General features: G+C 72.6%; 10 protein-coding genes. 7 read left to right on the plus strand and 3 right to left on the minus strand.

Going from position 1 to position 13,308, the window contains the following annotated elements; translation table 11 throughout:
* Window positions 1-56: 56 nt before the first annotated feature.
* Both ACFQ7Q_RS35610 and ACFQ7Q_RS35615 read right to left on the minus strand, forming a co-directional pair.
* The gene (locus tag ACFQ7Q_RS35610) at window positions 57-2,333 is read right to left on the minus strand and encodes a helix-hairpin-helix domain-containing protein (RefSeq protein ID WP_383562577.1); all 2,277 of its coding nucleotides are present in this window, start codon (window positions 2,331-2,333) and stop codon (window positions 57-59) included.
* Entirely contained in the window at window positions 2,330-3,316 is a 987-nt protein-coding gene (locus ACFQ7Q_RS35615; RefSeq protein WP_383562580.1) for an aldo/keto reductase, read from the minus strand. The genes ACFQ7Q_RS35610 and ACFQ7Q_RS35615 overlap by 4 nt, the downstream gene beginning before the upstream one ends.
* A gap of 129 nt (window positions 3,317-3,445) precedes the next feature.
* Between ACFQ7Q_RS35615 and ACFQ7Q_RS35620 the strand changes: the two genes are divergently transcribed.
* Window positions 3,446-4,495 (plus strand): LLM class F420-dependent oxidoreductase, encoded by a 1,050-nt coding sequence (locus tag ACFQ7Q_RS35620; RefSeq protein WP_383562583.1) that lies wholly within the window; start codon window positions 3,446-3,448, stop codon window positions 4,493-4,495.
* 214 nt (window positions 4,496-4,709) lie between these two features.
* Window positions 4,710-5,495: a ferritin-like domain-containing protein gene (locus ACFQ7Q_RS35625; RefSeq protein WP_383562586.1), complete on the plus strand. Its 786-nt coding sequence runs from the start codon at window positions 4,710-4,712 to the stop codon at window positions 5,493-5,495.
* A gap of 24 nt (window positions 5,496-5,519) precedes the next feature.
* Here ACFQ7Q_RS35625 and corA read toward each other — a convergent pair whose 3' ends face one another.
* Window positions 5,520-6,512 carry a magnesium/cobalt transporter CorA gene (corA, locus tag ACFQ7Q_RS35630; RefSeq protein WP_383562601.1) on the minus strand — a complete coding sequence of 331 codons (993 nt, stop codon included), beginning with the start codon at window positions 6,510-6,512 and terminating at the stop codon, window positions 5,520-5,522.
* Window positions 6,513-6,607: 95 nt separating this feature from the next.
* Between corA and ACFQ7Q_RS35635 the strand changes: the two genes are divergently transcribed.
* The 5 genes from ACFQ7Q_RS35635 to ACFQ7Q_RS35655 form a co-directional block, all read left to right on the plus strand.
* Window positions 6,608-7,297: a histidine phosphatase family protein gene (locus tag ACFQ7Q_RS35635; protein WP_383562589.1), complete on the plus strand. Its 690-nt coding sequence runs from the start codon at window positions 6,608-6,610 to the stop codon at window positions 7,295-7,297.
* A gap of 76 nt (window positions 7,298-7,373) precedes the next feature.
* Window positions 7,374-7,964, plus strand: coding sequence for a DUF3090 domain-containing protein (locus tag ACFQ7Q_RS35640; RefSeq protein WP_329122516.1), 591 nt, complete (start codon window positions 7,374-7,376; stop codon window positions 7,962-7,964).
* Window positions 7,961-8,764 carry an SCO1664 family protein gene (locus ACFQ7Q_RS35645; protein WP_383562592.1) on the plus strand — a complete coding sequence of 268 codons (804 nt, stop codon included), beginning with the start codon at window positions 7,961-7,963 and terminating at the stop codon, window positions 8,762-8,764. The genes ACFQ7Q_RS35640 and ACFQ7Q_RS35645 overlap by 4 nt, the downstream gene beginning before the upstream one ends.
* A gap of 145 nt (window positions 8,765-8,909) precedes the next feature.
* Window positions 8,910-10,139: a cysteine--1-D-myo-inosityl 2-amino-2-deoxy-alpha-D-glucopyranoside ligase gene (gene mshC / locus ACFQ7Q_RS35650; RefSeq protein ID WP_383562595.1), complete on the plus strand. Its 1,230-nt coding sequence runs from the start codon at window positions 8,910-8,912 to the stop codon at window positions 10,137-10,139.
* A gap of 113 nt (window positions 10,140-10,252) precedes the next feature.
* Window positions 10,253-13,308: NPCBM/NEW2 domain-containing protein (locus ACFQ7Q_RS35655; RefSeq protein ID WP_383562598.1), on the plus strand; the 3,056-nt coding region annotated here is incomplete at its 3' end.

Raw genomic sequence — 13,308 nt, forward strand, 5'->3', positions numbered from 1 at the left:
CACCCACACGGTGTCCCGCCCTCCGCCGTACTCCGTCCGTCCCCCGCCCCGTCGGGTCATTCCTCCCCGACGGCCAGCAGAGCCTCCAGGAGCGGCCTCAGCCGCGTCGTGCGGTCCTGGGCCACCCCCTCGGCCACGGCGCGGGGCAGTGCCTGGTCCACGCCGTGGACGACCGACAGATGGCGCTCGCCGCGGCCGAAGGCCGTGTAGACCCAGGGCCGGTCCAGGCTGTGGGCGGCGTCGCCCGGCAGCACGACGACGGCGGCCGGCCAGCGCATCCCGGCCGCCTGGTGCGCGGTGAGCGCCCAGCCGTGCCGCAGCGCCGACTCCACGCGCTCCTTCGGTACGACCAGCTCCTCGCCCTCGCACTCCAGCCGCAGGCCCTCGGCGTCGGCCGAGACGACCGTCCCGGTCACCGTGCGGCCCGGGGACGTGACGTACGCCACCCGGTCGCCCGGGTCGAAGCCGCCGAAGCGCCCCGGGCCGGGGTTGAGCCGCTGCTTCAACGCGGCGTTCAGCGCGCGGGTGCCCGCCGAGCCGCCGTGGCCGACCGTGATCACCTGTGTCTGCGCGGTCGGCACACCGATCGCCCGCGGAACGGAGTCGGCGACCAGCTGCACCGTGCGGTGGACCGCCTCGCCGGCGTCCCGGACCGGGACGATCACGACCTCCTTGCCGGGCGCCTCCACCTGGTTCAGCTCGCCGATGCCGATGCCCGAGACGAGCTCGCCGATCGGGCCGGGATCCGGGACGCGGGACGCGATCTGCGGGCACACCCGGGCCGCCAGCACATCGCCGAACACCCGGCCGGCACCCGCCGAACCGAGGACACCGGGGTCACCGCTCAGCACGAGCCGGCAGCCGTCCGGCAGCGACTCCACGAGCATCGCGACGGTCTCGACGTCCAGCTGCGGCGCGTCGAGCACGACCAGCAGGTCCAGGGCGAGGGCGCCCTCCTCGTCCCGGCCGGGCCCGGCCGCGCCGGACAGCAGGGCCGCGACGGTCACCGCCTCCGCGCCCGGGTGCCCGTCGGCGGATCCCGCCGAAGCCGAGGTCCCCGACGTCTCCGCCCCGTCTACGGCGGACGACGGGGCCGCACCCGGTCCGGTCGGAGCCGGAGACCTCAGACGACGGACCCCGTTCGCGCTGTGCGCCGCCACGGCGACGCGCAGACCGCGTGATCGGGCGGCCTCGGCGAGCGCGACCGGCTCGCTGCGGGCAGCCTCGCCGCCCGTGTGCGCCACGAGCCCGTGCCCGCCGGCCGCGCGCACCAGCTCCGGCCCCTCCCAGTCCTCCGCGGTGACGGTCTTGGCCAGCCGGGCGAGGCCGTCGGCGAGGCTCTCCTCGGCGAGGGCGTACCGGTCGAGCCCGAGCAGGACGGGGATGTCCGCTTCCTCCGGCGCGGCTTCCCGGTCGTCCTCGGATTCCTCCTCGGCGACCTGGTCGTCCTCCTCCTGGAAGACCAGCACCGCGCCCTCGGAGATCGCCTGCTGGACGGCCTCCTCCGGGTCCGGCACCGACAGCTTGGCGAGGCCCGCCCGCACGTCCGCGTCCTCCAGGGCCGTGTGGCCCTTCAGCGCGGCCCGTTCGAGCAGCCAGGCCACCAGGGCGACCGCGCGGCGGGGATCGCCGGGACCGCACTCAGCCCCGAGCAGGGCCCGCGCGAAGCCGTCCGCGTGCTCGGGCTGGACCCCGGGCACCGAAAGCAGCTGCCAGGGGTCCTCGCGCAGCGCCTCGGCCGCGCCCTCACCGAGCACGGTGGCGACCTGCCCGGTCAGCGACTCCGGCGCCCCGCCGCGCGCCAGGACCTCCCGCACGGCCGTCAGCGTCTCGGCGGAGGCCGCCGCCCTCTCGACCGGGGCCGGCCGCACCGTCGTGGCCGGCGCCGCCGCGGGGGCCGGGCGCCGGGATTCGGGCTCCGGCGCGTCCAGGAGCGCGCCGACCGACTTCGTACCGCTCTCCACGGCCCGTACCGCGGCGAGCAGATCGGCCGCCTTGCCGCTCAGCTTGCCGCCCGCGGTGACGGGTCCTTCCTTCTCCGCCTTGCGCTGCTCGATCCGGGCCCGCAGCTCCCGCTGGGCGGCGAGCTCGGCCTGCGCCTCCGAGAGCTCGGCCGCCTTCGCCTCGCCGCCGTCGGCCGACTCGTCCTGCGTCGACGCCGGGCCCGTGGCCGACGCGTCGTCGTCGCCGTCGGTCTCCTCCGGCTCGTCGGCGGCACCCGCACGGGTCTCACCGCCGTCGGAGCCCTCCACGGGGCTCTCGGTCGTGGCCTCGTCCTCGCCCGGCGCGGGCTCGGCTGCCTCGGGAGGGGTCTCCCGGGAAGGCTCGGTCACAGGGTGCTCCAGTCCTGGTCCGGATAGCGGTGCACGGGCGCAGACACGTCGTCGAGCGCCCGGCAGATCTCGTCAGGAAGACTAAGGCTCTCCACTGACAACGCCGCCGTGAGCTGCTTGGCGTTGCGCGCGCCGACGATCGGCGCGGTCACCCCGGGGCGGTCGCGCACCCAGGCGAGCGCCACCTGGAGCGGTGTCGTCGACAGGCCGTCCGCCGCCGTCGCGACGGCGTCCACGATCCGGCTCGCCGCCTCGTCCAGATACGGCTCCACGAAGGGCGCCATGGTCTCCGAGCCGCCCCGGGAGTCCGTCGGGGTGCCGTGCCGGTACTTGCCCGTCAGCACCCCTCGGCCCAGCGGCGAGGACGGCAGCAGACCTATCCCCAGATCGAGGGCGGCCGGCAGCACCTCCCGCTCCACGCCCCGCTGCAGCAATGAGTACTCCATCTGCGTCGCCGCCAGCCGTGTCCGCGCCGCGCCCGCCGCGCCGAGCTGCCAGGTCCCGGCCTTGGCCAGCTGCCACCCGCAGAAGTTCGACACCCCCACATACCGCGCCCGTCCGCTGCTCACGGCGATGTCCAGCGCCTGGAGGGACTCCTCCAACGGGGTGTGCGGATCGAAGGCGTGGAGCTGCCACAGGTCCACGTGGTCGGTGCCGAGGCGGGCCAGGGAGGCGTCGAGCGCGGCCAGGAGATGCCCGCGCGAGCCGTCCATCCTGCGGTCGGGATCGGGCACGCTGCCCGCCTTCGTGGAGATGACGAGATCGCGCCGGGGCACGAGCCGCTCCATGAGCTGCCCCAGCACGTACTCCGCCTCGCCGCCGCCGTACACGTCCGCGGTGTCGACCAGCGTGCCGCCCGCGTCCCAGAACGCCTTCAACTGGTCGGCGGCGTCGTGCTCGTCGGTGTCCCGGCCCCAGGTGAGGGTGCCGAGCCCGATCCGGGACACGCGCAGGCCGGTACGGCCGAGATGCCTCTGCTCCATGGGCGCGAGATTACTGGCCAGGACCCCACGCGGAGAGAGGCTGTGGACAACCTCCCCCTGACGGATCGTGTACCCGCGCGCTAGAGTCCGGACCAAGGGACGTTACTGATCAGTAAAGAGGGTGTGGTCATGAGGCTCGGCATCAACCTCGGCTACTGGGGCGCCGGTATGGACGGCGACAATCTCGCCGTCGCCCAGGAGGCGGACCGCCTCGGCTACGACGTGTGCTGGGCGGCCGAGGCCTACGGCTCCGACGCGCCGACCGTGCTCTCCTGGGTGGCCGCCAAGACCGAGCGGATCGACGTCGGTTCCGCGATCATGCAGATCCCGGCGCGGCAGCCCGCGATGACGGCGATGACCGCCGCCACTCTCGACTCGCTCTCCGGCGGCCGGTTCCGCCTCGGCCTCGGCGTCTCGGGACCGCAGGTCTCCGAGGGCTGGTACGGCGTCAAGTTCGACAAGCCGCTGGCCCGCACGCGCGAGTACGTCGACATCGTCCGCAAGGCCATGTCGCGCGAGCGCCTCACCTACGAGGGCGAGCACTGGACGCTCCCGCTGCCGGACGGCCCGGGCAAGCCCATCAAGCTCACCGTCCACCCGCAGCGCGAGCACATCCCGCTCTACATCGCCGCGATCGGCCCGAAGAACCTGGAGCAGACCGGCGAGATCGCCGACGGCGCGCTGCTCATCTTCCCCTCCGCCGAGCACCTGGAGGAGACCGCGCTGCGCCCGCTCCGCGCGGGCCGCGAGAAGGCCGGGCTGACCATGGACGGCTTCGACGTCCACCCCACGCTGCCGCTCGCCCTCGGCGACGACATCGACGCCCTCGCCGACATCTTCCGTCCGTACACCGCCCTGTACGTGGGTGGCATGGGCAGCCGCAAGCAGAACTTCTACAACCAGCTCGCGCAGCGCATGGGCTACGAGAAGCAGGCCGCCGAGATCCAGGACAAGTACCTGGCCGGTGACAAGACCGGCGCGGCCGCCGCCGTACCGCGGCAGCTGATCGACCAGACCACCCTGCTCGGCTCCGTCGAGCGGATCGCCGACCGGATGAAGGCCTACGCCGAGGCCGGGGTCACCACCCTCACCCTCGCCCCGGCCGGCTTCACCCTCGACGAGCGGCTGGCGGCGCTGCGGGCGGGCACCGAGGCCCTGGAGCGGGCGGGCCTCGCCTAGTCGGAAAGTCTGCGGCCGTGGTGGGGGCTCGGGGGGTCTTCCCCGCCACGGCCGTCATGCAGCACAACGCGCCAGGGAGCTCCTGGTTACGAGCGTGGCGTTCCTTCTTTTGGCCGAGTGCCCCGTCGCTCCTGTTGCCCACTCGCCGGTACCGCATTTGACTCGTTCTCTGCGGACGTGCGGCGTGCGGACGCCCGCATGGGAGGTGGCAGCAATGCTCACGGCCAAGGGCCTGTTCCAGGAAATCATCGACGACGACGAGTCCTTCCGGCTCTTCTGCTCCATCGCCGCCAGCGGCGAGTCCCAGGGCGGCTGGGAGAACGCCCGGATCGCGGCCCTGGTCGCGCCGGGGATGCGGGACCTCGCCCCCAAGATCACCCGGCACGGGGCCGACGAGGACAAGCACGGCCGGATCTTCAACGCCCTGCTGAAGAAGCGTGGCCTGGAGCCCGTGCCGGTGCCCCCCGAGACCGACTACACGATGCTCCTCGAACAGCGCGGCATCGGCCTCGCCCACGACAAGCTCCACCGCGACGAGCCGCTGACCGAGCAGGACATCGTCGTCTACCTCGCGCACAGCCGGGTCACCGAGCAGCGGGCCGCGGACCAGATGGACATGCTGGTCAGGTACTTCGGGGACCACCCCGAGCTCGGCAAGGCCATCCACATGATCGACAACGACGAGGCGAACCACCTCGCCTACTGCCACGAGGAGCTGCTGCGCCTCGCCCGGGCGGGACACGGCCGGCTGATCCAGCACACCCTGCGGGAGTCCGCGCTCGCCGAGATCAAGGTCTACCGCGACGTGAGCCTCGCCGTGATGAGTCACATGGGCCGCATCCTGGCCTGGCCGAAGCCCAAGTCGGCCGCCCTCGCCGCCGGGATCCACGGCACGTACGCGTGGGAACGGGCCGCCGGCTGGCACAAGATGGTCGGCCTGGAGATGCCCGAGCGGCGCGACGCACTGGGCGGCCCCATGACTCCCGCTCCCGCGTTCTGAACCGCCCGACCCGTCGCGCCGTGGCTACATCCAGCCGCGGCGCTTGAACAGCCGGTAGAGACCGACCTCGATACCGACCATCACAAGGATCACGACCGGATACGCCCAGGCCCACGTGAGCTCCGGCATGTGCTCGAAGTTCATGCCGTAGATCCCCGCGACCATCGTGGGGACCGCGGCCATGGCCGCCCACGCCGAGATCTTCCGCACGTCGTCGTTCTGCCGCACGCCCATCTGCGCCAGATGCGCCGCCAGCACGTCCGACAGCAGCTGGTTCAGGCCCTCCACCTGCTCGTTGACGCGCAGCAGATGGTCGCTGACATCCCGGAAGAAGGGCTTCGCATGCTGGTTCACGAACGGCACCGCCCCGGTCGCGAGCCGCTCCACCGGCGCCGCCAGCGGGCCCGCGGCCCGGCGGAACTCGAGCACCTGGCGCTTGGCGGTGTAGATCCGCTCCGCCGTGCTCCCCGGGTTCCCGCCGGTCGGCGCGAACACATCGGTCTCCAACTCCTCCAGGTCCACCTGGAGCTCGCCGACCACCTCGATGTAGTGGTCCACGACCGCGTCGCTGATCGCGTACAGGACGGCCGTCGGGCCGTGCCGCAGTACTTCTGGCTCGGCCTCCAGACGGCGGCGTACGGCGGCCAGCGGCGCGCCCTCGCCGTGCCGGACCGTCACCACGAACGAGTCGCCGACGAAGACCATCAGCTCGCCCGTGGAGACCCGGTCGCTCGCCGGCTCGTACACCACCGGCTTGAGGACCATGAAGAGCGAGTCGTCGTAGACCTCCAGCTTGGGCCGCTGATGGGCCTTCAAGGCGTCCTCGACGGCCAGCGGATGCAGCGCGAACTCGGCCGAGACATGATCGAACTCGGCCTCCGTCGGCTCGTACAGCCCCACCCACAGGAACGCGTCACCGGTCGCCCTCGCCTCCTCCAGGGCGTCGGACAGGTCGGCGGGGCCCTCCTTGCGGCGCCCGTCGCGGTAGATGGCTGAGTCGACGATCACGCGCCGTATTCTTCCCCGCCCGCCCCCGTCCCGCACACGCGCGTGCACCCGGATCCTCCACAGCCCCCGCCCACGCACGCGTGGGCGCACTTACCCTTGCCGCCATGGCCACGTTGATCCTCGTCCGCCACGGACGCTCCACCGCCAACACCTCAGGGGTCCTCGCCGGAAGGCTGCCCGGGGTCGCCCTCGACGAGCGGGGGGCCGCGCAGGCCGCCGCGCTGCCCGGTCGCCTGGCCGGGGTGCCGCTCGCCGCCGTCGTCTCCAGCCCCCTGCAGCGCTGCCGCGAGACCGTGCGACCGCTCCTCGACGCCCGCCCGGAGCTGCCGTTCCACACCGACGAGCGGATCAACGAGTGCGACTACGGCGACTGGTCCGGCCGCAAGCTCGCCGAACTGGGCGACGAGCCGCTGATGGGGATCGTCCAGGCCCACGCCTCCGCCGCGACCTTCCCCGGCGGCGAGTCGATGCGCGCCATGCAGGCGCGCGCCGTCGACGCCGTGCGGGACTGGAACGCCCGGATCGAGGCGGAGCACGGCGAGGACGCCGTCTACGCGATGTGCTCGCACGGAGACGTCATCAAGTCGATCGTCGCCGACGCCCTCGGGATGCACCTCGACCTCTTCCAGCGCATCCACGTCGACCCCTGCTCGGTCACCGCCATCCGCTACACGCGGCTGCGCCCTTTCCTCGTACGCCTCGGCGACACCGGCGACTTCACCGCCTTCGCTCCCAGGGAGAGCGGCGACACGGGCGGGGCCGCGGAGGTCGGGGGCGGTGCGGGCGCACCGTGATCCATCCGCGCAGTAGGGTGGACGGGCCGCTGTAGCGCGGGCTCCACCACTGTCGAGACTCAAGGGAGTCAGGGACGTGTCCCGTCAGGTGTTCCTCTACGACCCACCGGAGCGTTTCGTGGCCGGTACGGTCGGGCTGCCTGGCCGCCGTACGTTCTTCCTGCAGGCGTCCGCGGCGGGCCGGGTCACCAGCGTGGCCCTGGAGAAGACCCAGGTCGCCGCGCTCGCCGAGCGCATCGACGAGCTCCTCGACGAGGTCGTGCGCCGCACCGGCGGCAACGCCCCCGTCCCGGCCGTCGCGCCCGCCGACATCGCGGACACCGCCCCCCTCGACATCCCGGTCGAGGAGGAGTTCCGGGTCGGCACGATGGCGCTCGCCTGGGACGGCGAGGAACAACGCATGATCGTCGAGGCCCAGGCGCTGGTCGAACTCGACGCCGAGACCGACGAGGACCTCGCCGAGGCCGAGGAGCGGATGCTCCAGGACGAGGAGAACGGCCCGCCGATGCTGCGGGTCCGTCTCACCGGCGCCCAGGCCAGGGCCTTCGCCAAGCGCGCCCTCGACGTGGTCAACGCCGGCCGCCCGCCGTGCCCCCTGTGCAGCCTGCCGCTCGACCCCGAGGGCCATGTGTGCCCGCGCCAGAACGGATACCGACGCGGCGCATGAGCGGTCCCGACGACCGAGCGGTCATCGACCTGCTCACCAAGGGCGAGCTGACCGTCCGCGGCCAGGTCCGCGAGGCCTCCAACGCGGTGCTCCTCTGCTCCGTCGCGCACGCCGGCGAGGAGGCGTCCTGCGTCTACAAGCCCGTGGCCGGCGAGCGCCCGCTCTGGGACTTCCCCGACGGCACCCTCGCCCAGCGCGAGGTCGCCGCCTACGAGCTCTCCGAGGCCACCGGCTGGGGACTCGTACCGCCCACCGTGCTGCGCGACGGCCCGTACGGCGAGGGCATGGTCCAGCTGTGGATCGAGGCCGACCCCACCGCCGACCTGCTGGCGCTCACGGAGGACGAGCAGGCGGCGGAGGGCTGGAAGGCCGTCGGCCCGGCCCAGGTCGGCGAGGACCGCACCGCGCTCCTCGTCCATGCCGACAGCCCCGAACTGCGCCGACTCGCCGTCCTGGACGCGGTCATCAACAACGGCGACCGCAAGGGTGGGCATCTGCTGCCGGCCCCGGACGGGCGTCTGTACGCCATCGACCACGGTGTGACCTTCAACGTGGACGACAAACTGCGCACCCTGCTGTGGGGCTGGGCGGGCGAGGAGCTGCCCGCCGAGGCCACCGAGGTGCTCGAACGGCTCGACGCCTCCCTGGCTCCCGGCACGCCGCTCACCACCCGGCTGGCGGAGCTGCTCACGGCGGCCGAGGTGGACGCCCTGCGCGGCCGGGTGAGGGCCCTGCGCGCCACCGGCCGGCACCCCGAGCCGTCCGGGCAGTGGCCGGCGATCCCCTGGCCACCGGTCTGACCGATCGGATCCGGCCAACCGCCGATTCGGGGCCTCGCACCCCCAGGGGGTATGCACGAACGGCTGCGAGCTGCAAGACCGCCTTGTCGGCCAAGATCCCGCATCCGGTTCGTATCCGGAACAGGTGTCCGGTTACGCTCAGGTCATGCATGCCTGGCCCGCTTCTGAGGTCCCCGCCCTGCCCGGCAAGGGCCGCGACCTCCGGATCCACGACACCGCGACCGGCGGGCGAGTGACCCTCGCCCCCGGCCCCGTCGCCCGTATCTACGTCTGCGGCATCACGCCGTACGACGCGACCCACATGGGTCACGCGGCGACCTACAACGCGTTCGACCTCGTTCAGCGCGTGTGGCTCGACACCAAGCGGCAGGTCCACTACGTCCAGAACGTCACGGACGTCGACGATCCGCTCCTGGAGCGGGCGCTGCGCGACGGCATCGACTGGGTCGGCCTGGCCGAGCGCGAGACGGCCCTGTTCCGCGAGGACATGACCGCTCTGCGGATGCTGCCGCCGCAGCACTACATCGGCGCCGTGGAGGCCATACCGGGCATCGTGCCGCTCGTCGAGCGGCTGCGGGACTCCGGTGCCGCCTACGAGCTCGAGGGCGACATCTACTTCTCCGTGGAGGCCGACCCGCACTTCGGCCAGGTGTCGAACTACGACACCGAGCTGATGCGCCACCTCTCCGCCGAGCGCGGGGGCGACCCGGACCGCGCCGGCAAGAAGAACCCGCTCGACCCGATGCTCTGGATGGCCGCCCGCGAGGGCGAGCCGAGCTGGGACGGCGGCAGCCTCGGCCACGGCCGCCCCGGCTGGCACATCGAGTGCGTCGCCATCGCCCTCGACCACCTGGGCATGGGCTTCGACGTGCAGGGCGGCGGATCGGACCTGATCTTCCCGCACCACGAGATGGGTGCCTCCCACGCCCAGTCGCTGACCGGCGAATTCCCCATGGCCAAGGCGTACGTCCACGCCGGCATGGTCGCGCTGCACGGCGAGAAGATGTCCAAGTCCAAGGGCAACCTCGTCTTCGTCTCCACGCTCCGCCGCGAGGGAGTCGACCCGGCCGCCATCCGCCTCGCGCTGCTCTCGCACCACTACCGCGCCGACTGGGAGTGGACCGACCAGGTCCTCCAGGACGCGGTGGGGCGCCTCGACCGCTGGCGCGCCGCCGTCTCCCGCCCCGACGGCCTGTCCGCCGACGCGCTGGTGGAGGAGATCCGCGAGGCCCTCGCCGACGACCTCGACACGCCCACGGCGCTCACGGCCGTCGACCGCTGGGCGGAGCGCCAGAACGCCGACGGCGGTACGGACGAGTCCGCACCCGGCCTCGTCTCCCGCGCCGTCGACGCACTGCTCGGTGTCGCCCTGTAGGGCGCCTCCCGGCAACTCTCTTTCAGGCAACCGCCCTTGGACTTCTCGGTGAAGTCCAAGGGCGGTTCCGTTTTGTCCTGGCCCGGTGCTCGTTTCTGCGCTAAATACGCTCCATGCAATCAATAGTGCGCATGAAAGCTGCACTCTCCGGTGCCGTGCTCGGGCTCCTCGCCGTGCTCGCCGGCCCGGGCAGCGCCCAGTCCGCCGAGCCGTCGCCCACCACCGTCGGGGACGTGACCGGCTTCGCCGCCGACGGAGCCGTCTACCGACTGACCGCCGGTCAGGCACAGGCCCGCGTCAGCTTCGTCACCGCCGAGACCTTCCGCATCGAACTGGCCCCCGACGGACGGTTCGCCGACCCCACCGGGCAGGACATCGTCCTGCCCCAGGGCCCGCCGCCCGCCACCCGCTGGTACGACCGAGGCGACCGCTACGAACTCACCTCCGCGAAGGTGATCCTGCGGGCCTACAAGGCACCGCTGCGCTTCGCCGCCTTCCGCGCCGACGGCACACCCCTGTGGTCCGAGACCACGGGTCTGACCTGGAGCCAGGACCGCACCACCCAGTCCCTGACCCGGGGCGCCGACGAGCAGTTCTACGGCGCCGGGATGCAGAACGGCCGCGGCAACACCTCGCACCGCGGCAAGACCGTCGAAGTCGGCGTCGACTACAACTGGAACGACGGCGGACATCCCAACTCCGTCCCGTTCTACCTCTCCTCGGCCGGCTACGGCGTCTACCGCAACACCTACGCCCCCAACACGTACGTGTTCGGTGAGCCCGTCACGACCACGGCCCGCGAACAGCGCTTCGACGCCTACTACTTCGCGGGCTCCGGCTCCGACGCCCTCAAGGACGTCATCGGCCAGTACACGAACCTCACCGGCAAGCCGTTCCTGCCGCCCGTGTACGGCCTGGAGATCGGCGACGCCGACTGCTACCTCCACAACGCCAACCGCGGCGAGCGCCACACGCTCGACGCCCTGAAGGTCGCCGACGGCTACGTCGCCAACGACATGCCCAACGGCTGGATGCTCGTCAACGACGGCTACGGCTGCGGCTACGAGAACCTCGCCGAGACCGCGACCGGCCTCCAGCAGCGCAAGATGCAGCTCGGTCTGTGGACCGAGGACGGCATCGACAAGCTCGGCGAGCAGGTGAAGGCCGGCCAGCGGGTCGCCAAGCTCGACGTCGCGTGGGTCGGCGAGGGCTACAAGTTCGCCCTCGACGGCTGCAAGGACGCGTACGCCGGCATCGAGGCCCACAGCGACGCCCGCGGCTTCACCTGGGCCCCCGAGAGCTGGTCCGGCGCCCAGCGCTGCGGAGTCCAGTGGTCCGGCGACCAGTCCGGCACCTGGGAGTACATCCGCTGGCAGATCCCCACCTACGCCGGCGCCTCCATGTCCGGTCTCGCCTACACCACGGGCGACGTCGACGGCATCTTCGGCGGCAGCGCCAAGACGTACACCCGCGACCTCCAGTGGAAGATGTTCCTCCCGGTCACCATGACCATGGACGGCTGGGCCGCCAACGACAAGCAGCCCTTCCGCTACGGGGAGCCGTACACCTCGATCAACCGCGACTACCTGAAGCTCCACGAGTCGCTGCTGCCGTACATCTACTCGCACGCCCACCGGGCCACCACGACCGGTGTCGGCCTGGCCCGGCCGCTCGTCCTGGAGTACCCCGACGACCCGAAGGCCGCGAGCGAGACGGCGAAGTACGAGTTCCTGAGCGGCGAGGACTTCCTCGTCGCCCCCGTCTACCAGGACGCCGTCGAACGCGACGGCATCTACCTCCCCAAGGGCACCTGGATCGACTACTGGAGCGGGCGCACCTACGAGGGCCCGGTCACCGTCGACGACTACAGCGCCCCGCTCGACACCCTGCCCCTGTTCGTACGGGCCGGGGCCACCGTCCCGATGTGGCCCGGCGGCATCCGCTCGTACGCCGACCGCACCGCCGGCTCGCCGCTCGCCTGGGACATCTACCCGCAGGGCAGCTCCTCCTTCGAGCTGTACGAGGACGACGGCGTCACCCGCGCCCACCGCGCAGGCCAGTACGCCACCCAGACCGCCGAGGTGCGTGCGCCGAACCGCGGCGCGGGTGACGTGACCGTGCGGATCGGGGCGAGCAAGGGCTCCTTCGCGGGCAAGTCGGCCTCCCGGCCGTACCAGTTCACCGTCCACACCGGCGACGCGCCGAGCAAGGTCGGCCTCGGCGGGCGCGAGCTGCCCCGCCTCGGCTCCGAGGCCGCCTACGAGGCGGCCGGCCAGGGCTGGTGGTACGACCGCGACGACCGCGGGGGAGTGGTGAAGGTCAAGACGGCGGCCCAGCGCACCGACCGGGCCTTCACCCTCGAACTGGAGGACACCAGCGCGGTCGGCGGAGCCGTACCGGGCGCCGCCGCCACCGTCGCCGTCCCGACCGGGCAGGAGCTGGGCGCCGGCGCCCCCGGCACCGTGGCCGTCGACGTCACGGCGGGTACGAAGGACGCGACCGGGGTCGCGGTCTCGCTGACGGCCCCCGCCGGCTGGCAGGTCGCCCCGGCCGCGACGATCGCGCGCATCCCGGCCGGCACCACGAAGCGGGTCGAGGTCTCCGTCACCCCGGCCAGGGACGCCGAGCCGGGCGAGGCCACGCTCACGGCGACGGCCCGCCACCGCTCCGCGGGACAGGACCGCACCGCCGTCCAGCGCTTCGCCGTCGGAGTGATGCCGGAACCGCCGTCCACCGACGCCTGGGCGAGCGATCTGGTCTGGCTGAAGGCCACCAACGGCTGGGGCCCGCCCGAACGAGACCGCTCCAACGGCGAGTCGGGTGGGAGCGACGGCCGCACCCTCACGCTGGCCGGCAAGACCTACGAGAAGGGCATCGGCGCCCACGCCGACTCCGACATCGAGGTCTACCTCGGCGGCCGGTGCACCGCCTTCACCGCGGACGTCGGCATCGACGACGAGATCAACGGCTACGGGGAGGTGGCGTTCTCGGTCGAGGCCGACGGCAAGGTGCTGTGGACCTCACCGAAGCTGACCGGTGCCTCGGCGACCGTGCCGGTCGACGTCGATGTGACCGGCGCCCGCCATGTCCGCCTCCGGATCACCGACACCAACGGCTCCAAGAGCGGTGACCACGGGGACTGGGCGGCCGCGCGCTTCGCCTGCGCCTG

Source organism: Streptomyces sp. NPDC056527 (genome assembly GCF_042794475.1).
In the GTDB taxonomy this organism is placed as follows: Bacteria; Actinomycetota; Actinomycetes; order Streptomycetales; family Streptomycetaceae; genus Streptomyces.

What these genes read in the sequence shown, in the direction of transcription:
- ACFQ7Q_RS35615 (WP_383562580.1), bottom strand. Translation starts at nt 3,316, where the DNA reads ATGGAGCAGAGGCATCTCGGCCGTACCGGCCTGCGCGTGTCCCGGATC.
- ACFQ7Q_RS35620 (WP_383562583.1), top strand. Translation starts at nt 3,446, where the DNA reads ATGAGGCTCGGCATCAACCTCGGCTACTGGGGCGCCGGTATGGACGGC.
- ACFQ7Q_RS35625 (WP_383562586.1), top strand. Translation starts at nt 4,710, where the DNA reads ATGCTCACGGCCAAGGGCCTGTTCCAGGAAATCATCGACGACGACGAG.
- ACFQ7Q_RS35635 (WP_383562589.1), top strand. Translation starts at nt 6,608, where the DNA reads ATGGCCACGTTGATCCTCGTCCGCCACGGACGCTCCACCGCCAACACC.
- ACFQ7Q_RS35645 (WP_383562592.1), top strand. Translation starts at nt 7,961, where the DNA reads ATGAGCGGTCCCGACGACCGAGCGGTCATCGACCTGCTCACCAAGGGC.
- mshC (WP_383562595.1), top strand. Translation starts at nt 8,910, where the DNA reads ATGCATGCCTGGCCCGCTTCTGAGGTCCCCGCCCTGCCCGGCAAGGGC.